Below are 20,860 nucleotides of genomic sequence, written 5' to 3'. Positions count from 1 at the left end.
ACGAGAAGGGCGCGCGGTGTTGCAAAAATGAAATAAAATCAATCCGCATTATACCCCCACCCCTCGCCAAACGCTGCTTTTTCGCCATTTGATGCACAAAATTTCACGCAAGACCATAGATTTAAGACACAATAACGGCTCTTAAATTTTTCTATTTTTTGACTGATTAATACCATGTCCACACGCCACATCGTTCGCATCGCACCATTGCACACCAGTATTTTATTGACACTAATCTACTGCCTCGTTGCAGCCATCGTGGTGATATTCGGTGCAGTGCTCATGGCTTTGTTTGGTGAACACAACGAAAGCCTTCTCGCCGTTTTGTCCCGTGAAGCTGATGTTTTATTGGCGGGCGCGCTGCTCAACATCGCCGTGGCATTCATTATCTCAATGCTCATTTCACTGGTTTATAATTTTCTAGCCAAATACTTGGGCGGTATCGAAATCACGCTGGATGACGATTGAGTCAAATCCAACAACTGGTAAAAGGGCGGTTTATGAACCGCCCTTTTTAATATACACAGAAAAAGCACCTGCCATAAGGTACGCCAAGAAAATAAATCTAGATCTGTCTTAAACCCACAGCCAAAACATCAATCAATGCCAACTGCAAAATCCGCGTGAGCATAGCGGGTTTTGTCTGACGCTGCTCATCAGTATTGATAACAATCAGCACATCGGCTTTTTTCGCCAATGGGGTGTTTGATGGTGCAAGAGCAAGGATCGTTGCACCTTGTTCAACGGCAAGATTAGCCGCTTCGATGAGCTCAGGCGTCTTGCCTGAGCGAGAAATAAACAGTGCCACATCACCCGCAGTCAATCGCGCAGCACACAAATTCATCATGTACGCATCGGTTCGTGCGGCGGCGCTGATGCCCGCGCGAATGAGTTTGTACTGAGCATCGTCAGCGACAGACGATGATGAACCCAATGCAAACACATCCACACGTCGCGCCGCTTGCAATACAGCAATAGCGTCACCAATCACCTCGGGTTTGACTTCTTGGCGCAAAGTGAGCAGTGCACTGGCAGTGTTACCAAGCACTTTATCGCTGATATCAGCAATCGAATCACCTTGCTCTATTTGATTAAACTGAATTGAGGACTCACCGTTGAGTGAGCCAGATAGCTTGAGCTTGAGGTCTTGCAGCCCCTCACAACCCACGCTGCGACAAAATCGAATAACGGTCGGCTGGCTCACTTGAACGCTTTTGGCAATATCCGCAATAGGGCTATTCACAAAAACATGCGGCTGCTCAAGTACCCAGTCGGCGACTTGGGCTTCTGAGCGGCTTAGATGTAGACGAGCATTGCGGATGCGTGCGAGCCATGCGCCTGCTTGGTTTTCGCTGTTGCTACTGGTATTTTTTTCGCTTCGCATCATGATTGTGGCCTAGTGTTGTTCAGTACATCATGGACTATCACTGAAAACTTTCGCGGCCAAGCCGCGAATTTTTGCATGATTACAGTTCTTCGTGCCAGTTAAAACCATCACGTGCCACGAGTGCATTCGCGGCTGGAGGCCCCCATGTGCCTGCCGTGTAAAGCTTTGGCGTGACGTTTTGATCACGCCATGTATTCATGATCGGCTCAACCCAGCGCCATGCGGCCTCTTGTTCGTCACGACGAACAAACAACGACAAGTTTCCGTGAATCGCATCGAGCAGCAAACGCTCGTAGCCATCCATACGACGCTCGGTAAAAAAGTCATCTGAGTCCATGTCCAAGTGAACAGGCCCCAAACGCATGGTGTTGCCAGGTCGTTTGGCCAAGCAGTACATGCGCATGGATTCTTCGGGCTGCAGCTGAATCACGAGTCGATTTGAGCCTTGCGGCATTTTGCCGAGCAGCTCATAAGCAACGGGTTTGAATTGCACGACGATTTCCGCCATGCGTTTGGGCATGCGCTTGCCAGTGCGCAAGTAAAATGGCACGCCCGCGAAGCGCCAGTTATTGATTTCGGCTTTTAATGCAACATATGTTTCTGTCACACTGCCGTTTTTAACACCCTCTTCTCCTGTGTACGCGGGAACGTCTTTTCCCAACACCGTGCCAGTATTGTATTGCCCGCGCACGACGTTGTTTAATACTTCCGTTTCGCTCATCGGTTTGAGTGAACGAAGTACGGCTAATTTGGCATCACGCACGGCATCCGCATCCATTGAGGCGGGTGGATCCATGGCGACGATACAAAGCAATTGCAACAAATGGTTTTGTACCATGTCACGCAACGCGCCTGTTTCATCATAAAACTCGGCGCGTTTCTCAACGCCTAACTCTTCCGAGATAGTAATTTGCACATTATCGATGCGCTCACGACGCCAAATTGGCTCAAAAAAACTGTTGCCAAAACGCAACGCCATGAGGTTTTGTACTGACTCTTTGCCCAAGTAGTGGTCAATACGGTAAATTTGATTTTCTTCGAAGCAGCTACCGATGACATCGTTGATTTCTTGGCATGAGGCAAGGTCGTGGCCGAGTGGCTTTTCCACCACAATACGCGAATTTTTATTCAAACCCTGTGATGCCAAGCCCTGGCAAATCGGCTCAAAAATCGACGGTGACGTCGCGAGGTAATAAACGCGCTCGTTGTCGTTTTGATCCAAAATATTCTTTAAATCCACATAGCAGTTCGCATCTGTGGCGTTGAGCGGATGGTATTCGATGCGCTGCAAAAACCCGCTCCATTTAACATCATCCAAACGCTCGGAGACGTGTTTTTTGACAGACTCATTCATCCATTCACGGTATTGTTCGCTGGTATAGACCGTTCGTGCCGCACAGATGACACGCGAGGTTGACTGAAAGCCATCATCAATATAGCTTTGATATAACGCTGGCAATAATTTGCGCATAGCCAAATCGCCTGTACCGCCGAACATGACTAATGAAAATTTGGGTGAGCTCATGAGGACATCCTTTTGTTTATTTTGATGGTTTTGTGCGAGGTGAGTGCATCATTTGGTACCAACAATCCGCCCATTTTCAACACGATGAACGAGAATATGCCGCAAAATGTAGGAAAAGTAAATATGTTTTGACTATTTTTTTTAGTTTTACTACAATCAAATAAAACAGCTCAAGACACGTCGCTATTAAAACACAACGAGACAAACTTTACCTCAGGGAACACGCCATGCCCCAACTGCACCCCACCATTGTCAAAATTACCGAGCGGCTCATCGAGCGTTCACGCGCCTCACGGGCTCGTTACTTTGCCCGCATCAACGCCAGCGGCAAGCTCAAACCCTCACGTGACCACATGGGTTGCGCCAACCTCGCACACGCTTACGCGGCGGCAGGGCAAGACCAATTCAGACTGCGGGTTGAACGTCAACCCAACATCGGCATCATCACCTCGTTTAATGACATGCTCTCGGCACATCAACCCTACGAACATTACCCTCCCCGCCTCAAAGCTAAAGCGCGCTCACTCGGTGCCACCGCGCAAGTCGCAGGCGCAACCGCCGCGATGTGCGATGGTGTGACGCAGGGTTATGCAGGGATGGAGCTATCGTTGTTTTCTCGCGACGCGATTGCGCAGTCCACGGTGATTGGGCTGTCGCATCAGGTATTCGACGCGGCGCTTCTACTTGGCGTGTGTGACAAAATCGTGCCAGGTTTGCTCATGGGTGCGGCAGCATTTGGCCATTTGCCCGCATTATTCGTCCCCGCAGGCCCGATGACCACAGGTATTTCGAATAAAGACAAAGCTCGCGTGCGTCAACGTTTTGCCACGGGCGATGCGACACGCGAAGAGCTACTCGACTCCGAACTCAAAGCCTATCACAGCGAGGGCACGTGCACATTTTATGGCACAGCCAATTCAAACCAAATGATGCTCGAATTCATGGGCTTGATGTTGCCTGGCAGTGCCTTCGTCAATCCATCGACCGAATTGCGCGCTGCATTGGATGAAGAGGCCGTTACACAAGCACTCTCCATCGCGAACCACCCCGAATACAGCATCGCGCAGTTGCTCAACGAAAAGTCCATCATCAACGGCGTCATCGGTCTACTCGCGACAGGTGGCTCAACCAACCACACACTGCACATTGTCGCCATCGCGCGCGCCGCGGGAATTGAATTACGCTGGGAAGACATGGATGAGCTTGGCCAAATCATTCCATTGCTTGCCCGAGTTTATCCAAACGGCTCGGCGGATGTGAATCAGTTTCACGCCGCAGGTGGACTCGGCTACGTGATTGGCCAGTTGCGTAGCCAAGGCTTGCTCCATGACGACGTCGACACGGTTGTCTCCAACCGATTCGGCAAAGGCATGGCGGCCTACACGCAAGAACCGTATTTTCACAATGGCCAACTCGCGTGGCGCGCAGGCACACCACACTCACTTGACGAGTCCATCGTACGCCCCATCGACAATCCATTCGCGCCCGATGGCGGACTCAAACTTCTACAAGGCAACTTAGGCCGCGCGGTGATAAAAACCTCCGCCGTTGGCGAAAATCACCGCGTCATCCGTGCGCCCGCCATGGTGTTTGAGGATCAATCCGAATTACAACACGCCTTCAAAGAAGGCAAACTCGATTGCAAAGACTTCGTCGCCGTCGTTCGCTTCCAAGGCCCGAAGGCTCTCGGCATGCCAGAGCTGCACAAACTCACCCCACCGCTCGGCGTCTTGCAAGACCGCGGCCAACACGTCGCCCTCGTCACCGATGGCCGCATGTCAGGCGCATCAGGTAAAGTCCCCGCCGCCATCCACGTCTCCCCCGAAGCATTAGATGGCGGCCTAATCGCTAAAATCCAAAACGGCGACATCATAACCGTGGATGCCAACACAGGCGTGCTGCAACTCGAAGTCAGCACCGAAGAACTCACCGTACGCACACCCGCGCAACGCCCCGACATGGACACTGAAAACTGGCTCGACTTTTTCGCTGTGGCTCGAGCGAATGTGGGACGAGCGGAGCTGGGGGCGACTTGGTTGATTAAGGATGTAGAGATATGAGCTTTGTAGGTTCTACATTTTTCATTTCAAACTTGAAAAACAGGAAAAAATTATGGCTGTGTCTGATTTAGTTGGTGTACCTTTTCCCTCAACCCTTTCTCTGTTTTCAGATCAGTCTCTTCAAGGTAAAATTAGACAAATTGAGAGTTATATTGAAATTTGTTCGGATTTAAATGAGGTCTATACGACATTGGAGCGCGTTGAGCATTTTAACAAGATGAAAACTACCAAAGAAGTTTGCAAACTCCTTCACGGCACTCCAACTGCTATTGCTGACGATTTAATCTACGGGGCTGTGGTTAAATATGCCAAGGCTTTTACCAATTCAAATGGATTTACACAATTAGAGAAAAGCAACGTTTTCCCAAAAGGCTCCGCAGATAGTGAATCTCACGCAGAAATAATGTCTTTGAGAAATAAGTTCTTCGCGCATCGTGAACTTGGGATAAACCATCATAAGCTATATGTCATTCAAGAGCCAAAAAACAGCACCATAATTTTGAACACTAGTGGCCAGGTTATAAGAGCCACCATGTCAAAAAACTTGCAGATTCCAAAAATACAATCCTGTGTATCCACTGCTCAAAAATGGGTTCAAAATAAAATTAACGATATCAGCCACGAAATCACCAAAAACCTAAGCACAGACCAGATTACGCAAATAAACAGCATTTCAAAATAAAATTTCGAAGGACATATCATGCAACAACTCAAAACGGCCCTCACCAAATGCAAAATCGTCCCCGTCGTCGTCGTTAAAGACGTCGCGCACGCTGCACCGCTGGCCAATGCCCTCGCCAACAGCGGTTTAACCGTCGTTGAGGTCACCATGCGCACGCCTGCCGCGCTCAATGTGATTAGCGAAATGGTCAAAGCGCGTCCTGATCTAGTAACGGGTGCGGGCACGGTGCTCAACGCACAACACCTACAACAAGCACGCGATGCGGGGGCAAATTTCGGTGTGTCACCCGGTACAAGCGTGGCGTTGCGTGAAGCGATTTTGGCCAGCGGCTGGAACTTCATCCCCGGCTGCGCCACACCATCCGAAGCCATGACCTTGGCCGAACACGGTTTTGAAGTGGTTAAATTGTTCCCAGCCGAAGTCATCGGCGGTTTGAACATGCTCAAATCCATGGCCGCACCACTGCCACACATCAAATTCATGCCCACAGGTGGCGTAACGCTCGCGAAAGTCGCCGAATACGCCGCACAACCTAACGTCGCTGCTGTCGGTGGCACTTGGATTGTGCCGCCAACATTGCTCGAAGCGGGCGATTTTGCCGCCATCGAAAAGCTCGCGCGCGAAGCGCATGACGCAGCCAACGGCCTTATTTCTGTTTAAATCGACACAAAAAATATGAATATCGAAACAATCTATACCGAACGCGCAGGACTGGCCGAATCACCCGTTTGGGATGATGAGGCGCAGTGTTTTTATTGGATTGACATCCCCAATCGTCGCATTCATCGTCACGCGATGGACAATGCGCACACGCTCTGGCAGCTACCCGATGACACATCCAACGATCCGGGAGCGATTGCCTTGAGTGAGTCAAGTGATTTGGTGGTGGCGTTGCGCTCAGGCATCGCGTTGTTTGACGTCGCAACACCTGCGGGTGACATTAGCCTGACACCTTTTATCACTGCACCGTATGACACGAACAACATTCGATTCAATGACGGCGGTGTGGACACACAAGGGCGTTTCTGGATCGGGACACTATTTGCCCCCAAAACACGAGCTGGCGCATCGCTGTTTTGTTTAGACAAAGGCGAATTACACGCCGTCGTTGGTGAGCACGCGGTACGACACCAAGACTGGGGCATCACCACCAGCAATGGTTGGGCAACCACACCCGACGGTCAGAAAATGTATCATTCAGACACGCAAGCGCACGCTATTTACCGCTACACCTACGACAGTAGTGTAGCTGCGGTTGATGGACTATCTAATCGCAGCGTGTTTTACCAAACGCTGAACCAACAAGCCTCGAAAGATGCTGATGTGCCGTACCAAGGTCGTCCCGATGGTGCAGCGGTAGACAGCGCTGGCAACTACTGGAGCGCGCAGTTTGAGGGCGGACAAGTGATTCAATTCGCGCCCACAGGTGAGATTTTGCAGCGCATTGCGTTACCAGCCAAATGCCCGACCATGTTGTGCTTCGGCGGCTCGGATTTAAAAACACTCATCATTACCACAACAGGCAATCGACCAGATGAGGAATTAGCCCAGTTTCCCGCCAATGGCTTTATTTTGAAATTACGCGTAGATGTCGCGGGGTTACCGACGCGACGCTATCGCGCAAAGTAAACACGTCATAAAAAAGATGCTCAAACGAGCATCTTTTTTATTTAGACTCCAATTTAAACAAGGCCAAATTACCGCGCAGATTGCTCAGCCATTTCACCTCACGGTCTTCGCGCAATACGACCTGCTCCACAATGCGACAACCCACATCGTCAGCGAGTCGCTTAAAGTCAGGAATAGTCAGCACCCGCACATTCGGCGTGTTGTACCACTCGTAAGGCAAGGTTTTTGACACAGGCATACGACCTCTGAGCACCGACAAGCGATGCGGCCAGTGACCAAAGTTAGGCACGGAGACAATGCAAGTTTTGCCGACGCGGGCAATTTCGCGCATCATTTCTTCGGTTTTATGCACTGCTTGTAGTGTGAGCGATAGGATGGCGATGTCAAAACTTTTGTCTTCAAACCACGACAAGCCACCCTCTAAGTCTTGTTGCAAGACATTCAAGCCTTTTTTCACACACGCATGAACGTTGTCATCACGAAGTTCAACGCCATAACCAGTGACTCGCTTCTCGTCTCGCAATTTGGCCAACAACCTGCCATCACCACACCCCAAATCCAAGACATGAGCCCCTTTAGGCACCCAACGCGTGATGACATCAAAGTCTGGACGTTGCTCACCTGCCAATAAGCTCGCGGCATTAATCGCTGCATGTGCGGTTTGGCTCATGATAGCTCTCCTGAAATTCGTGCAAAGTACGCACGCACCACATTGTGATAGCGCGGATCGTTGAGCAAAAATGCATCGTGACCATGTTTGGCGTCAATCTCAGCATAAGACACCGTTCGCCGATTCTTCACCAACGCTTGCACCATTTCGCGCGAGCGCTCAGGCGAGAATCGCCAATCCGTCGAAAATGACGCAATCAAATACTGCGCCTGCGTGCTGGCCAACGCACGGCTCAAATCCCCCTCAAACAAACGGGCAGGGTCGAAGTAATCCAAAGCCTTGGTAATGAGCAGGTAGGTATTAGCATCAAAATAATCGGCGAATTTATCCCCCTGATAACGCAAGTAGGACTCAATCTCAAAATCCACCCCATAGCCAAAACCATAGTCGTCTCGCTCTCGCAAATCACGACCAAATTTCTCCGCCATGTCGTCGTCCGACAAATACGTGATGTGCCCAATCATCCGAGCCACACGCAATCCGCGTCGTGGCAATGTGCCGTGCTCATAAAAATGCCCGCCGTGAAAATCGGGGTCTGTCAAAATCGCTTGTCGCGCCACATCATTAAATGCGATGTTCTGCGCTGATAATTTGGGGGTAGAGGCAATCACCACACAGTGACGCAGCGCGGCGGGATAGCGAATGCTCCACGCCAGCGCCTGCATGCCGCCCAAACTGCCGCCCATCACAGCCGCCCACTGCGAAATACCCAAGGCATTCATCAAACGGTACTGTGCGTCCACCCAATCCTCAACGGTGACAAACGGGAAATCCGCACCATAAATTTTGCCTGTTTCAGGATTCAGATGCATCGGCCCTGTGGAGCCAAAACAGGAACCAAGATTATTAATGCCGACCACAAAGAAGCGATTGGTATCGACAGGCTTACCCGGCCCGACCATATTGTCCCACCAACCCACATCACCCGATGGCGAGACACCGGCCACATGATGCGATGCATTGAGCGCATGACAAATGAGTACCGCATTGTCTCGTGCCGCATTGAGTGTGCCATACGTCTCGTACATCAGCGTATAGTCGCGTAGCACCGCACCACTTTGCAGAGGCAAAGCGACATCAAAATTCATGGTTTGTGGCGTCACAACGCCCAGTGTGTCGGATGAGTCTGTCATAAAACCCCAGTAAAAAACCCAAGTCAGTCACGCAGCCAATGCGTCACCCCTTGGGTTCATCATTTAGCCGTTTTGACCAGAATAGGTCGCGCCCGCAAGCTGATACAAATCGGCGCGTACAACAAGGCTGTAATGTATCACAACCCCAAACGAATCTCAATCCTGCTCAGGATATCCAGCCACCAAACTGTCTATCAGCTCATGCAAGGCGGCTTTAACCTGCGCTTGCGTGCCACCCATCAAAACAGCATCATCAATGGCATCTTGCGCCAACTGGCCAAGTTCCTCGATGTTTTCGTTCAGCACTTTGATTTTTTCTACACAGGCCAATGGTGTGCCATCAGGTTTGTGCCAAATCGGCGGGGTGTAAAAAGACATAGGTCAACAATCGCATAAAAAACAAGCCATGAGTTTATCATGGCTTGGTTTTCTTAATCAGCTTCTTAAGCCGTTTTACGTCCAAACAAGGCATCCACAGACAATCGGCCAGCACCAAAGACAAAAATCACCGCCAAAATCACCGCCCAATACTTGTGGTCATTGATGGCTGCGGGGCAATTGAATGTGAATAACTGCGGATACGAAATCACCGCCATCGCATTCACCGCAAACAAGCCAAGTGCGGCCCACCGTGTGAACAAACCCGCCATCAGCAAAATTGGGAACACCAATTCACCCGCTGTACCAAAATACGCCGCCAACACAGGCGAGAGCAACGGTACTTGGTATTCACTTTCAAACAAAGCCAGAGTCGATGACCAGTCATCGAGCTTGACCAAACCCGCTTTTAAAAATTGCCATGCGATAAACCATCGCAACGCCAGTAATAGCAAATCTGCCAGTGACTTTGACACCACATCATCGTTGCCATGCCACATCAAGCGGCTCAATACACGATTCGTTTTCATGTTATTTCCTTTTTTAGTTCGTCCAAACGATGTCACACCAGATGCCCGCGTCAATCAACACGGGCAGCAGAGCCACAACGTCCAGCGATAAATTCATCTCATCGACCATCGCAAAGGCCTCTTCAAACGTCGCCCCAGCGCGCAACGCTTGCAAAAACACAAATGCAGCTTCATCAATCAATCGTACCTCAACACGCCATACAGGACGATACACGATGGCAAATTCGCGCTGATGCACCTGTAACGAGCTCAAATCAGCCTGCGCTTGATGCGCCAACCAAATACTGACTGCTGCGTGATTCGCCTCAAACAAACAAGCGCTGGGCGCAAACCGAACCTGTGCCGACAACCAATCCTCCGCGCCATGCGCCATCAAATCCTCAACACGCAGCGAAGTGTGATTCGCAGCATAATGTGCACCATGCCACAACCACTCCAGTCGAGCAACATCTGATAAATACGGATACGCGGCCAGTGGTTCATAGTCCGCCATGAATTGGGGAAAATACTGACCAAACTCATTCAAATCACCACTCTGAGAAGGATAAGCCTGAGCGTAATCCCGCGCGGACAACGTAAACCCATCTTCGCCAATCAACTGCACCATGACAGGAAATGTCGCGGCCAAGGCATTGCGCCATGCCAAACGCAGATTATTTTGATAAGCGGCCAAACCACGCGCCACGGTGACAGAACCTGAAACCAAGGCTTCACCCGTCTGTGCTTCATCAGTCGCCAGTTGCGTCACCCAGCGAGCAAATCGCGCTTGTTCATAATGTAGACTCATACCAACACCTGCGATGCTTGGTGCGCCACGCCACGCGCTTTATCAGACTGCGCCAACAAAACCGATAAATCGGGCACATCAGTATCCCACTCAATCAATGTAGAAACGTGTCCCATCCGCGCCACCACAATGCGGTACAAGTCCCACACCTCATCGGCGACCACATCACCGTGATGGTCAATCACCACATCATCGAGCACGCAGTGACCCGCCAGATGAATTTCTTTGACCGCATCCAGATTCAGTGCGTGAATCGTATCCAGCGCCGATATACCGTGATTGCATTGATTGACATAAACATTGTTCACATCCAATAACAACCCACAACCGGTCTGTGCAACCAGCTCATTCAAAAAAGCCGCTTCAGACAAGGTGCTGCTGGCAAACTGCACGTAGCTGCTGAGGTTTTCAATCAAGACTTGCCGCCCCAACACATCCTGCATCTGCCGCACATGGGCGGCAATCACCGCCAAGACTTCTTCTGTATAAGGCAGCGGCAACAAATCATTGAGCACACGCCCAGAAACATTACCCCAACACAGATGCTCAGAGACCAACTCAGGCTGCACCCTGTCCGCCAACGCTTTGATTTTTGCCAAATGCGCACTCGAAATACCGTTGGCTGAGCCCAAACCCAAACCCACGCCATGCAAACTGATGGGATAGGTTTCGCGCAAAGTCATCAAGACATGCATGTCCCAGCCACCGTCACCAAAGTAGTTCTCTGAATGCACCTCCAGCCAATCCACAGCGGGTTTGTTTTCCAGAAACTCACGGTAATGTGGTGTTCGCAGTCCGACGCCAAAGCCGATGCTCATCGTATTTTCCCATTGACCGTCACACTCATTTTGCTGCTCACCTCTCAAAAACCTCTTAAAAAGAGGGGGGCGTACACCCAACCACGGGTGCACGCCAAACAACAACATGAAAAAATCAGTGACGTCGTTCGTCGTTTATTTAAGTTGACCACCCATGGTCGCGCAAGTGCCTTTGGCCACGTATTTCCATTCGTTAGCATCATTGTCTTTTTTGGCTTGACCTGCGCACGAGTGACTGCCTGTTTTGCTGGCGCAGTCGTTTTGGCCAGCTTTGGCCACGCCGTAGCATTTTTATTTTTCTTTGCCCATAGACGTTTGGGCTTGGGCAGTGCCGACGAGCATCAAACTGGTCAAGGCTGCGCTCATCAAAAGTTGTGACTTATTCATGGTATTTCTCCTGTTAGAGATTAACTGATATTGATTAAATTAAATAAAGTGATAGTGCACTATGGCATGAATGCCATTAGCGACGGGGATTTAAGCGGTTTTTCCACCCAAACCCGCGCAAGTGCCTTTGTCCACATACTTCCATTCGTTCGGGTCATTGTCTGTTTTGGCTTGGCCTGCACATGAGTGCGTGCCAGTTTTATTGGCGCAGTCATTCTTACCCGCCATGGCGATGCCGTAGCACTTTTCACTTTTGGCGGGGTCTGCTGCGGTTTTCGCATCAGCTTTTGCTGTGGCGTCGGCTTTCGGCGCTTCAGCGGGCTTTGAGCACGCGGCCAAAGTCAAACTTGCCACGGCTGCGGCCATCATCATGTTGTATTTTTTCATTGTCTTACTCTAAAATTTGGTGAAAAATTAAAAAATCAAAAGCCATCTTTGGCTCAATCAGATTGCTCTTTCCACTTCCGAACGCCTTGTGAAAGGGTCTGCATCTGTCGGTTAAACCCACGGCAACGATGACACATCATTAAGTGTGCTCGCAGCTGAACCCGCTTGCACCAAGGCAACGATTCATCCTGAGAGCGCGCCATCAGCATCGAGGCATCTTTACACTTGAATTGAAACACAGTTGCTTCTCCTTTCGCAGTCATCTTTGACAAGATTACGGCGGCACATCCGTGATGTTTTCGCATCCTGTACCCTTTAGACGCAGCGACGCCACCAGCCCTTACAAAGTAATTGAAATAATTTTTGATGGCTTGAAAAATAATTTAGGCAGAGGCCAAACCGAGCCAGTTTTTTTCAAGGCATAACTTGAGCGTCATGCGTGCACGGTAGAGCAGCACCCACAGATGGCTGGCTGTGATGCCCAGCTCAACCCGAATCTCATCCGTGCTCATCTCTAACACTTGGCTCATCATGAATACCTGCCCTGTTTTGGCTGGTAATTTTTTCATGCAGTCATCCAGCACAGCGATAAATTGCTGCTCGGACACCAACTGCTCTGGGCTGAGCCACTGGACAAAGGTTTCTTTTTCCCAATGCCCGTCGCCTCTAAACAAGGCGTCAAAATCCTCAACGCCATCCTCACCTTGCGTGAGCGGCGCCACCCAACGTTTGTCTGCCCGCCATGTGTCTCGCAAGCGATTTTTAAGAATCGTGGTGAGCCATGTGCGTAAGCTGGACTTGCCTTGGAATTGATTGAATTTTTCGCACGCGGCCAGCAAAGTGTCTTGCACCACATCTTGAGCCAAAGCATCATTCGGCGTGAGCCGACGAGCCACTTTGAGCAAATAACCATGGTGTGTGGCAAGCTCTTGCCAAATATCGTTATGGGTTTGCATTGAGGGTCAATCCATCTTTTTGCATGATTTTTAGATTATGCTCACCGACACCTTTGACGCGTTGTCGGAAGTCATCCCAACTGACAAAGCGCCCATGAGCTACCCGTTCAGCGACGATGTCTGCAGCCATCTGCTCACCAATCCCACCAACCGCCTCAAGCTGAAAGGCAGTGGCTCGATTCACATCAGCGGCCTGCACTGAAGTCGCCACAGCACATGACAGCCATCCCAAAGCAAGATATCGTCGCAGTCGCATCGTCTCCTCCTAATTTTCGTCACATCTGCACACGCGATCGTTCGCGTTTGTTTAACTCTTCAAGTCGTTTGGGTGGGTAGCTTTCCCAGCGGCTACAAGCGGGGCATTGCCAATAATAACGCGCTGCTTCAAAGCCACAATGTGCGCAACGGTATTTGGATAATTGCTGCACTTGCTTTTTGATGAGTTGCTGAATCAGCGCATCTTCGCGTGCCGCCTCTGATGAAGCATCATCGCTCAGTCGTTGACTGAGTAACTTATCCAACGCATTGAGCGACGGATGTGCCGCAAACACCGCTGATAATTGCGGCAATAGTTCTGGAGCTTGACCATGCTTCGCGTGTGCAGTTAACCATGTATTGAGCACATCAACCGAACCTGTGCTCATTAACTCTTCATATAAAAAATGTAGACCTTGCTGTGGCGTACCCAATGACTCATACGCAGACATCACATCAGACACCAACAACGGCACAGCAGCAGGCTGTGATTTGGCTAAGCCTAACCAAACAGCCAAGCCTTCCGACACGCGCCCTTGCGCACTATACCAGCGACCGCGCAACACAAATCCGCGAATACTCGACGGGCGCAACTCAAGTGCCGCATCGAGCTCACCCTCTGCCATCAAGTAATCCTGACGCGCCATCGCTTCAATCGCCAACTCACAATGAAAGTGGGACAGTGCAATGGTTTGTTCCACGGCTCGATTCATGGTACGCGCCACGCCAATCGCTTGCTGCCATTCTTGTTGTGATTGATAAATATGCAGCAATTGGGCTTGCGCGTGCGCCCGCATCGTTGATGCTTTCGGGTCATCCAAAAGTGCTTTGAATGTGGCCTCTGCGCGATCAAACAAACCACCGTTTAAAAAAGCCGTGCCTAATTTTGACATCGCTGCCTCGCGCGAATCATCGGGTAAGTCAGGACGATCCAATAAGCTTTGATAGACCCGAATCGCACGCTCAATTTCGCCACGCGTGGTGAATAAATTACCCAGCGCAAAATACAAGTCAATCGTGCCCGTATCCACCCGAGCCACGTCGATCAAAGCATCAATGGCTTGATCTGGCTCTTCGTTCAACAAGTGATTCAACCCCTTAAAATACGACTTGGGCAGCTCTTGTGTTTCTTTGATTTGGCGACGCGCGTCCGAGCTTCGAGCCAGCCAGCCCAAGCCAAAAAACAACGGCAACACCAACCACCACCATGCTTCAAAATCCATGTTGACCTCTCACCGTTACATAGTGATGGGCGGCACATCAACCACTGGAGCTTCGGGTATCACACCTGCTTTGTCCAATTGGGCTTTTTGTTGTTCCGTTTCTTTACGCAACTTGCGTATCTCCCAACGCAAGCCCCAATTTTTGGGTAATAAAATCGCCACCCCCATCAACAACCCTAGAGCAAAAAAGCCAAAGAGCAAAACAATCAACGGCAATGGAAAACGGATGTCACTCGTCAATGAAAAAGTTGCCAACTCCGTGTTTTGTATCGCCAACCAAATCAGCAACAACAGTATCACAACACGAATGGTCCAAGTGAGAACAGCCATAACATACTCCTTAATGAAAAACACAATGACTGCATTGTATGCCAGCTGGCATGAAGGCGGCTGATTTTTTGGCAAGTTTGCCATCGTGACACGCACGATTTAATCGTTAGCATCATGTAAAAAAGGCTTGATTCATCAAGCCTTTTTATCACGGAACCACACCGAACACTTTAACGCACCAGCAAACCAGACAGGATGGCATCCGCCTTAAACGTCTTCGCCACAGACTGCGCCGCGCTCAGCAACTGCGCTTGGCTGGCCTGACCTGAACCCAGAATCGATTGCGCCTTAGCATCAGCCTCTTCATCTGTTAAGCCTTCAACGGTTTGTAAGGCATAGCTCAACTCCTCCAAACGCAACCCTTGGTCTTTTAATAACCCAAGTGCAGCGATCAGCCAACTCATGGCAACAAAGTGATTTTGGTGGAACAATAATGGCTCGATGTCGCTCACCTGTGTGAGCTGGTTAAATGGCGAATTGACCACCTCTGCACTGAGGTATTTATCAAATTTTTTCGCCGTCACGCGCGCAGTTTCTAAGGCAAAGAACCCTTTAAATGCTTGTGGATAAATACTCAGCCAACGCACATCCCGACGCAATTCATGGACATGTGCCTCTATATCCGTCATGGGTTGACCCAGCTGTTGCGTGAGCTTCTCAATGTTTTTTTGATAAAACTGACGTGCGTGTTTAACAAAGTCTTTATCACTTTGCCAGTCGATTTTTTTCAGCTGTTTTTTGATTTTGAGTAAGCGCTGTCCCTTGTTGGGTAACCAGCCTTCTTGTTTGAGCAAGCCGTTGAGTTTGAGCTCCGCCAAGTCCCTCTCATGATCACACAACATACCCACATCATCAGAGATTTGGGGATTTGCATTAAATTCTTTGAGCCACGCATCGTAATAATCAAAAGCACCCAGGGCATCTTCGAGCCGTTTGAATTTGTCATTAAGCTTAGCGAAGCGCTCGTCATTGTGCGCCGCACCCAACATGCGACACATACCCTCTAAATAAAACACGCTGGTACGCCCACCATTTTCGTGCAACCAAACCGCAGGGCTTTTTTGCAAAGCCGCCTCAGTGAGTTGGTGACCCAATACAGTCAAGCGATGTTCAAATAGCAATTTTGTGTGTTTCATGTCTGTCGCACTCCATTAGCGAGGTTGCACTGCGCTTGGGCGCGTGCCGATGGTCACATTCAGACTCATCTCTTGACCATTTCGTAAGATTTTAACCATGGTCTGTACACCTGGTTTGACTTTAGCCACTTCGGTCAGCATACTGGCCGTGTCCTTAATCGGTGCATCACCCACTTGGGTCAAAATATCCCCCACAAGAATACCGGCCTGCGCAGCAGGGCCGTCAGGGCGAACACTGGCAACGATAACGCCATCTTGACTAGCCAAATTAAATGTCCTCGCCATTTCTGGCGTCACATTTTGCGATGAAACGCCAATGTAGCCTCGTGTCACCGTGCCCGTAGCAATCAACTCATCGACAACCTGCTTCATGACCGACACAGGGATGGCAAAACCAATCCCCGCATTCGCTCCCTCGCCAGAGGCGTTACCCGTCACAATGGCCGTATTGATGCCAATCAAGTGTCCATTTGAATCCACCAAAGCACCGCCCGAATTGCCTGGGTTAATCGCCGCATCTGTTTGAATAAAGTTTTCAAATGTATTGATACCCAGCTGGCTTCGATGCAAAGCGGACACAATCCCCATCGTCACGCTCTGACCCACACCAAACGGGTTACCAATCGCCAACACCACATCACCCACCATCAACTCATCATCATGCCCCAAAGTGATGTTGGGCAGATTCGGCAAATCAATTTTTAAGACCGCCACGTCTGTATCAGGATCAGACCCGACCACCACAGCAGATGCACGACGTCCATCACTCAAAGCCACTTCAATTTGATCCGCACTATCAACCACATGGTGATTGGTCACAATATACCCCTGCGCATCGATAATCACGCCAGAACCCAAACCACTCTCGGAGCCAGGTGCTTGATTTTGGTTATACATCTGATCAAGTATTGGGTCGGAAAATGGGCTTTTTTGTACCAACCGCGACGTGTAAATTCTGACCACCGATGGCAATGCAGTTTTCACCGCATCATGGTAGGATAGACCCGATATGTTTCGCGGTGCTTCGCGGGGGGCAATGGGAGTTTTGTCGCCAACAACGGAGGGAGTTTTGCCTGCGCCAAAAAGATTCGACAACGCACTCGGCAACCACTGTGGTTTGAGCGTTTTGACCACAAAAGTCCCCAACACCAGCACCGTGATGATTTGAGCCAACATCAACCAAAAGCGTTTTAACATGAATCGCACTCTATTATTAAATGAACTCGACGCGCTACTCACCCCCAGCGCTTATAAGGATTACTGCCCAAACGGCTTGCAAATACAGGGCTGTGACAGTATAACGCGAATCGCAACCGCTGTCACCGCGAGCCGCGCGGTGATTGACGCCGCGGCCGAGTGGGGCGCTCATGTGTTGCTCGTACACCACGGTTATTTCTGGAAAGGTGAAGATGCACCATTAACAGGCATGAAGTTTGAGCGCATCGCCAGCCTGATTCGTCACAACATGAATTTAATCGCCTATCACCTGCCACTCGACGCCCACCCAACTTTAGGCAACAATGCCCAACTTGCCCTCAAATTGGGCTTGACCACACATGGGCAATTACCCACCGAGCCACTGGTGTGGCACGGCACCGCCGAGGATTTGACACTCAAAGACTTAGCCACGCGTGCAGAGAGAGCACTGAATCGCACGCCGTTAATGATCGGCAATCCAGACACACCAGTCGGTCGCATTGGTTGGTGCACTGGTGGTGCACAAGGCTACTTAGCAGATGCTGCAGCATTTGGGCTTAACACATATTTTTCAGGAGAAGTCTCAGAGCGCACCTACCATGAGGCCCACGAACTGGGAGTCGCTTATTTAGCCTGCGGCCACCACGCCACTGAGCGTTATGGCATACAAGCATTAGGAGAATACTTGCGTGATCAATATTCACTTGAATATCGTTTTTTTGACGAAACGAATCCCGTTTGAAAGAACCTTCAATAGAAAAAGCTCTGCTTCTGCAGAGCTTTTTCCCGAGCAAGATTAATTAGAATGTGTGCTTGAAACCGACATCCCACTTAGTCACTTTACCTGTGCCTGTGCCACCCAATATCAAATCACCATCTGAATCTGTTGATAAACTTGAGCCAATCTTGGTATCAACCCGCGCCACACCCGCAAATACCGAGGTGCGTTTACTCAAGCTGTGATTGTAACCCAAGCCCCATGTTGCCTGCTTCTCATACACAGTGCCGCTATCACCCGTACCCTTGATGCTGTTGTAGTTAACAAACACAGTGTCCTTTGGCGTTAAAGCAGCAGAAACATGAGCCTGCCAAATTGTGCGTTTCCCACCTTTCTCTACAGTACCTAAGACATCTTCGTATAACTTTGCACGCGCATAAGAAGCACCAATCGTCACAGGGTTAAATGTATAGCCAGCCACAAGCAACCATTCATTCTTAATCCCCATCAGACCAGCCAACGAGCCTCCTACAGCATTGACATCGTTATCCGCTTGCCATGCAGCACCAGCGTACCAATTAGCTGCATCATAACGAGCATACAAACCATACGAAGACTTAGTACCCGACTGCCCTTCGGTTTGGCTGGTACTGCTGGTTATTGCACCTGAGGTAAATGTTGCGGTGTTACTATTACCAGGTGCACCACCCTTGGTGGTAATGGCCACGCCCGCTTTTAGCCCACCCATGTCGTAGTCATAGTATGCACCATTGCGCCAGCCGCCGGCTGATGACTTAACTGCTAAATCGTTGGCTAAATGCCCCACATTATTGCCAATTCGGTCAATAGGTGAGTTAGACTTTCCAAAGTATACTTTGTGCGCCCCATTGGCAAAGCTCAAACCCACTATTGACTTCTCATCAAAAAAGCCCGTACCACTCTCCGTCCCTGTATTAGCACCCGTGTCTATATTAAACCGTGACTCCATTTGGAAAAAGGCCGCCACCCCATTACCCAAATCTTCATTGCCTTTAAAACCAACACGAGACTCACCAGGCGCAGCTTGACGCAAACTGGTGCCGTCTTTAGAAGCGTCTTGATAAGCCACTTCAGCGGTACCATACAAAGTTACGCTACTTGCTGCTGATGCTGCACCCGTAAAAACACCCAGAACTATCAATGCCAATAATGATTTTTTCATTTGTCTTCCTCACACTTAATTGAGAGTTATTATTTAAGTACCCAGAGCCCTTTCACTGGGCACCAGCTATATTTCTTATGATTCTGCGCAAAAGGCACAAATCAATAAGAAAATCGCTGACTACATTATTGATGAAGTGTGACTTTTTGTCCATCAAGAATACAAATTACTTGTGAAGCAGATGTACACCCTAAAAAATGTATCATTTTTACAAATCTCTCCACCAACTAAAATCGTTAATGTGAGACTTCTGTACAACCCCAGCTCCGACAAACGCTATAAAATACCGCAATCCCCCCATCACCCGAGAATTGAACTCATGGCACACAAAAAACCCGACAAGACAGTTTACTGATAGAGCACAAAGCCTTGCGAGCATTAGGCGATATCCACGCACTCATTGACTGGTCGCGGATAGATGCCCTGATGGATGGCATACACGCCTCTGAGGTTGGTAATCTGGCTTATCCGCCGCTGATGAAATTCAAAACCCTGCTGTCAAACATGGCATCAGCTCTCCGACCCTCAATTAGCAAGTCAATTGGCGCGTGATTTAGTGTTTCGCCGCTTTGCCGGCATGGGAATATCTGATGCGGTGCCGCATCACACCATATTTGTGCGCTTTCGTGCAACTCTGCGCCAGCATGGCTTATTCGAGGTGTTGTTTAACGAAATCAATCAGCAATTGACCGCACAATCGATCATCCTCAAACTGGGGCAAATCAGCATCATCGATGCCACTGTCACCCAAGCACATTGCGCTCGCCCACGCAAAGGTTCTGACGGCAATAATACACAAGCCCAGAAGCAGGGCATAACGTCAAGACCGTCGCCAATGGCAAACAAACCCACACCTATGGGTTTAAGAACCACCTTAATGTTGAAGGAGACGGCTTCATCACCCACCTTGCCGTGACGGCTGGCAATGTGTACGACTCTCAAGTGTTTGAGCAAATCATTCCGCAGGACACCGCGCGTGTTTACGCAGACAGTGCCTATGCCAGCCTCATGCGCGACATGTGGTTAAAAGCCTGCGGCATTGACAATCGAATGATAAAACGCGCGTACCGCAACAAACCTTTTACCCAAGCGCAGAAAGAGCAAAACCGCTTAAACGCGTCGGTGCGCTCGACCGTTGAGCGTGTGTTTGGCGTGCTTAAACTGCATTTGGGCATGGCGAAAACCAAGTATTTAGGCCTAAGCTCGCAATCATGCGCGTCTGTGTATAGTGGTAATGGCATACAATTTAAAACGTACAGCGAAGGTCAATGCGCTTTGTGTGGGATAAATCCATCTTTTGCTCAAAACTGTGAGGGGCTTTAGGCGGTAATTCAGGCCGCTTTTGCTTGAATTTGAAGTCGCTTGACTGATTTTTGGAGGTAATTCAATCGTTCGATGCGTTTTTTAATTTTACGCAACTCCTCGGCTTTTAGGTGGAGGTTGTGCAAAGGTCTCGTTATAAATAAAAAAC

Annotated in this window: 23 protein-coding genes and 3 pseudogenes; 8 read left to right on the top strand and 18 right to left on the bottom strand. The window is 49.7% G+C overall.

Annotated elements, in window-relative coordinates; all coding sequences use genetic code 11:
* The first annotated feature begins 174 nt into the window (after window positions 1-174).
* Window positions 175-468 (top strand): hypothetical protein, encoded by a 294-nt coding sequence (locus IE082_RS06795; RefSeq protein ID WP_189493165.1) that lies wholly within the window; start codon window positions 175-177, stop codon window positions 466-468.
* Between the two features lie 97 nt (window positions 469-565).
* Here IE082_RS06795 and IE082_RS06790 read toward each other — a convergent pair whose 3' ends face one another.
* Both IE082_RS06790 and zwf read right to left on the bottom strand, forming a co-directional pair.
* A complete protein-coding gene (locus IE082_RS06790; protein WP_189493164.1) occupies window positions 566-1,387 on the bottom strand; it encodes an SIS domain-containing protein in 822 nt (273 codons plus the stop codon).
* Window positions 1,388-1,466: 79 nt separating this feature from the next.
* The gene (gene zwf / locus IE082_RS06785) at window positions 1,467-2,912 is read right to left on the bottom strand and encodes a glucose-6-phosphate dehydrogenase (RefSeq protein WP_189493163.1); all 1,446 of its coding nucleotides are present in this window, start codon (window positions 2,910-2,912) and stop codon (window positions 1,467-1,469) included.
* A 227-nt stretch (window positions 2,913-3,139) separates the two neighbouring features.
* On the opposite strand from zwf, the gene edd reads away from it, so the two are divergent.
* Genes edd through IE082_RS06765 form a run of 4 tightly spaced genes read left to right on the top strand, consistent with a single transcriptional unit; the run spans window position 3,140 to window position 7,283 of the window.
* Complete coding sequence (gene edd, locus IE082_RS06780) at window positions 3,140-4,972, top strand: phosphogluconate dehydratase (protein WP_189493162.1); 1,833 nt, start codon at window positions 3,140-3,142, stop codon at window positions 4,970-4,972.
* 52 nt (window positions 4,973-5,024) lie between these two features.
* Complete coding sequence (locus IE082_RS06775; RefSeq protein ID WP_189493161.1) at window positions 5,025-5,654, top strand: hypothetical protein; 630 nt, start codon at window positions 5,025-5,027, stop codon at window positions 5,652-5,654.
* 18 nt (window positions 5,655-5,672) lie between these two features.
* Complete coding sequence (eda, locus tag IE082_RS06770; RefSeq protein WP_189493160.1) at window positions 5,673-6,314, top strand: bifunctional 4-hydroxy-2-oxoglutarate aldolase/2-dehydro-3-deoxy-phosphogluconate aldolase; 642 nt, start codon at window positions 5,673-5,675, stop codon at window positions 6,312-6,314.
* Between the two features lie 15 nt (window positions 6,315-6,329).
* Window positions 6,330-7,283 (top strand): SMP-30/gluconolactonase/LRE family protein, encoded by a 954-nt coding sequence (locus tag IE082_RS06765; RefSeq protein ID WP_189493159.1) that lies wholly within the window; start codon window positions 6,330-6,332, stop codon window positions 7,281-7,283.
* Window positions 7,284-7,320: 37 nt separating this feature from the next.
* Here IE082_RS06765 and metW read toward each other — a convergent pair whose 3' ends face one another.
* The 15 genes and pseudogenes from metW to IE082_RS06695 form a co-directional block, all read right to left on the bottom strand.
* Complete coding sequence (gene metW / locus IE082_RS06760; RefSeq protein WP_373295075.1) at window positions 7,321-7,929, bottom strand: methionine biosynthesis protein MetW; 609 nt, start codon at window positions 7,927-7,929, stop codon at window positions 7,321-7,323.
* A gap of 20 nt (window positions 7,930-7,949) precedes the next feature.
* Window positions 7,950-9,086, bottom strand: coding sequence for a homoserine O-succinyltransferase MetX (gene metX, locus IE082_RS06755; protein ID WP_189493157.1), 1,137 nt, complete (start codon window positions 9,084-9,086; stop codon window positions 7,950-7,952).
* A 156-nt stretch (window positions 9,087-9,242) separates the two neighbouring features.
* On the bottom strand, window positions 9,243-9,464 hold the full coding sequence (locus tag IE082_RS06750; RefSeq protein WP_189493156.1) for a hypothetical protein: 222 nt from the start codon (window positions 9,462-9,464) through the stop codon (window positions 9,243-9,245).
* 65 nt (window positions 9,465-9,529) lie between these two features.
* Entirely contained in the window at window positions 9,530-9,994 is a 465-nt protein-coding gene (locus IE082_RS06745; RefSeq protein ID WP_189493155.1) for a DoxX family protein, read from the bottom strand.
* A gap of 13 nt (window positions 9,995-10,007) precedes the next feature.
* Complete coding sequence (locus IE082_RS06740; RefSeq protein WP_189493154.1) at window positions 10,008-10,781, bottom strand: HvfC/BufC N-terminal domain-containing protein; 774 nt, start codon at window positions 10,779-10,781, stop codon at window positions 10,008-10,010.
* Window positions 10,778-11,599 carry an MNIO family bufferin maturase gene (bufB, locus tag IE082_RS06735; protein WP_189493153.1) on the bottom strand — a complete coding sequence of 274 codons (822 nt, stop codon included), beginning with the start codon at window positions 11,597-11,599 and terminating at the stop codon, window positions 10,778-10,780. The genes IE082_RS06740 and bufB overlap by 4 nt, the downstream gene beginning before the upstream one ends.
* Window positions 11,600-11,734: 135 nt before the next feature.
* Window positions 11,735-11,986 (bottom strand): annotated as a pseudogene (locus IE082_RS06730) (BufA1 family periplasmic bufferin-type metallophore).
* Between the two features lie 90 nt (window positions 11,987-12,076).
* On the bottom strand, window positions 12,077-12,373 hold the full coding sequence (locus IE082_RS06725) for a BufA1 family periplasmic bufferin-type metallophore (protein WP_189493152.1): 297 nt from the start codon (window positions 12,371-12,373) through the stop codon (window positions 12,077-12,079).
* Window positions 12,374-12,426: 53 nt separating this feature from the next.
* Window positions 12,427-12,636 (bottom strand): zf-HC2 domain-containing protein, encoded by a 210-nt coding sequence (locus IE082_RS11540; protein ID WP_505706067.1) that lies wholly within the window; start codon window positions 12,634-12,636, stop codon window positions 12,427-12,429.
* A 120-nt stretch (window positions 12,637-12,756) separates the two neighbouring features.
* Window positions 12,757-13,329, bottom strand: a complete 573-nt coding sequence (locus tag IE082_RS06720) for a sigma-70 family RNA polymerase sigma factor (protein WP_189493151.1) — start codon at window positions 13,327-13,329, stop codon at window positions 12,757-12,759.
* Entirely contained in the window at window positions 13,316-13,585 is a 270-nt protein-coding gene (locus IE082_RS06715) for a ComEA family DNA-binding protein (protein WP_189493150.1), read from the bottom strand. The genes IE082_RS06720 and IE082_RS06715 overlap by 14 nt, the downstream gene beginning before the upstream one ends.
* A 19-nt stretch (window positions 13,586-13,604) precedes the next feature.
* Window positions 13,605-14,807 carry a lipopolysaccharide assembly protein LapB gene (locus tag IE082_RS06710; protein WP_189493149.1) on the bottom strand — a complete coding sequence of 401 codons (1,203 nt, stop codon included), beginning with the start codon at window positions 14,805-14,807 and terminating at the stop codon, window positions 13,605-13,607.
* Between the two features lie 15 nt (window positions 14,808-14,822).
* Window positions 14,823-15,137 carry a LapA family protein gene (locus IE082_RS06705; protein ID WP_189493148.1) on the bottom strand — a complete coding sequence of 105 codons (315 nt, stop codon included), beginning with the start codon at window positions 15,135-15,137 and terminating at the stop codon, window positions 14,823-14,825.
* 170 nt (window positions 15,138-15,307) lie between these two features.
* Complete coding sequence (locus IE082_RS06700) at window positions 15,308-16,273, bottom strand: hypothetical protein (RefSeq protein ID WP_189493147.1); 966 nt, start codon at window positions 16,271-16,273, stop codon at window positions 15,308-15,310.
* A gap of 15 nt (window positions 16,274-16,288) precedes the next feature.
* Window positions 16,289-17,470 (bottom strand): S1C family serine protease, encoded by a 1,182-nt coding sequence (locus IE082_RS06695; protein WP_189493146.1) that lies wholly within the window; start codon window positions 17,468-17,470, stop codon window positions 16,289-16,291.
* Here IE082_RS06695 and IE082_RS06690 point away from each other — a divergent pair.
* Window positions 17,469-18,212: a Nif3-like dinuclear metal center hexameric protein gene (locus IE082_RS06690; RefSeq protein ID WP_189493145.1), complete on the top strand. Its 744-nt coding sequence runs from the start codon at window positions 17,469-17,471 to the stop codon at window positions 18,210-18,212. The two genes, IE082_RS06695 and IE082_RS06690, sit on opposite strands and share 2 nt — an antisense overlap.
* A gap of 58 nt (window positions 18,213-18,270) precedes the next feature.
* Here the strand turns inward: IE082_RS06690 and IE082_RS06685 are convergent, their stop codons facing one another.
* Window positions 18,271-19,389, bottom strand: coding sequence for a porin (locus IE082_RS06685; RefSeq protein ID WP_189493144.1), 1,119 nt, complete (start codon window positions 19,387-19,389; stop codon window positions 18,271-18,273).
* Window positions 19,390-19,897: 508 nt separating this feature from the next.
* Here IE082_RS06685 and IE082_RS06680 point away from each other — a divergent pair.
* Window positions 19,898-20,305 (top strand): annotated as a pseudogene (locus IE082_RS06680) (transposase); the annotation flags it as partial.
* Window positions 20,278-20,712: pseudogene (locus IE082_RS06675) on the top strand (transposase); the annotation flags it as partial. The pseudogenes IE082_RS06680 and IE082_RS06675, both read left to right, overlap by 28 nt.
* Between the last annotated feature and the right edge of the window lie 148 nt (window positions 20,713-20,860).

Origin of the sequence: Formosimonas limnophila (assembly GCF_014652675.1) — a bacterium.
GTDB classification, from domain to species: domain Bacteria; phylum Pseudomonadota; class Gammaproteobacteria; order Burkholderiales; family Burkholderiaceae; genus Hydromonas; species Hydromonas limnophila.
Note: the sequence above shows the minus strand (reverse complement) of the source record. Positions and strands in the feature narration are given on the sequence as shown.

Excerpts from the sequence above, each read along its gene's own strand:
- bufB (WP_189493153.1), bottom strand. The coding sequence starts at position 11,599 with ATGAGCATCGGCTTTGGCGTCGGACTGCGAACACCACATTACCGTGAG.
- IE082_RS06750 (WP_189493156.1), bottom strand. The coding sequence starts at position 9,464 with ATGTCTTTTTACACCCCGCCGATTTGGCACAAACCTGATGGCACACCA.
- IE082_RS06685 (WP_189493144.1), bottom strand. The coding sequence starts at position 19,389 with ATGAAAAAATCATTATTGGCATTGATAGTTCTGGGTGTTTTTACGGGT.
- IE082_RS06695 (WP_189493146.1), bottom strand. The coding sequence starts at position 17,470 with ATGTTAAAACGCTTTTGGTTGATGTTGGCTCAAATCATCACGGTGCTG.
- IE082_RS06700 (WP_189493147.1), bottom strand. The coding sequence starts at position 16,273 with ATGAAACACACAAAATTGCTATTTGAACATCGCTTGACTGTATTGGGT.
- IE082_RS06705 (WP_189493148.1), bottom strand. The coding sequence starts at position 15,137 with ATGGCTGTTCTCACTTGGACCATTCGTGTTGTGATACTGTTGTTGCTG.
- IE082_RS06725 (WP_189493152.1), bottom strand. The coding sequence starts at position 12,373 with ATGAAAAAATACAACATGATGATGGCCGCAGCCGTGGCAAGTTTGACT.
- IE082_RS06690 (WP_189493145.1), top strand. The coding sequence starts at position 17,469 with ATGAATCGCACTCTATTATTAAATGAACTCGACGCGCTACTCACCCCC.
- eda (WP_189493160.1), top strand. The coding sequence starts at position 5,673 with ATGCAACAACTCAAAACGGCCCTCACCAAATGCAAAATCGTCCCCGTC.
- IE082_RS06765 (WP_189493159.1), top strand. The coding sequence starts at position 6,330 with ATGAATATCGAAACAATCTATACCGAACGCGCAGGACTGGCCGAATCA.
- zwf (WP_189493163.1), bottom strand. The coding sequence starts at position 2,912 with ATGAGCTCACCCAAATTTTCATTAGTCATGTTCGGCGGTACAGGCGAT.
- IE082_RS11540 (WP_505706067.1), bottom strand. The coding sequence starts at position 12,636 with ATGACTGCGAAAGGAGAAGCAACTGTGTTTCAATTCAAGTGTAAAGAT.
- metX (WP_189493157.1), bottom strand. The coding sequence starts at position 9,086 with ATGACAGACTCATCCGACACACTGGGCGTTGTGACGCCACAAACCATG.
- IE082_RS06720 (WP_189493151.1), bottom strand. The coding sequence starts at position 13,329 with ATGCAAACCCATAACGATATTTGGCAAGAGCTTGCCACACACCATGGT.
- edd (WP_189493162.1), top strand. The coding sequence starts at position 3,140 with ATGCCCCAACTGCACCCCACCATTGTCAAAATTACCGAGCGGCTCATC.
- IE082_RS06775 (WP_189493161.1), top strand. The coding sequence starts at position 5,025 with ATGGCTGTGTCTGATTTAGTTGGTGTACCTTTTCCCTCAACCCTTTCT.
- IE082_RS06740 (WP_189493154.1), bottom strand. The coding sequence starts at position 10,781 with ATGAGTCTACATTATGAACAAGCGCGATTTGCTCGCTGGGTGACGCAA.
- IE082_RS06790 (WP_189493164.1), bottom strand. The coding sequence starts at position 1,387 with ATGATGCGAAGCGAAAAAAATACCAGTAGCAACAGCGAAAACCAAGCA.
- IE082_RS06710 (WP_189493149.1), bottom strand. The coding sequence starts at position 14,807 with ATGGATTTTGAAGCATGGTGGTGGTTGGTGTTGCCGTTGTTTTTTGGC.
- IE082_RS06745 (WP_189493155.1), bottom strand. The coding sequence starts at position 9,994 with ATGAAAACGAATCGTGTATTGAGCCGCTTGATGTGGCATGGCAACGAT.
- IE082_RS06795 (WP_189493165.1), top strand. The coding sequence starts at position 175 with ATGTCCACACGCCACATCGTTCGCATCGCACCATTGCACACCAGTATT.
- IE082_RS06715 (WP_189493150.1), bottom strand. The coding sequence starts at position 13,585 with ATGCGACTGCGACGATATCTTGCTTTGGGATGGCTGTCATGTGCTGTG.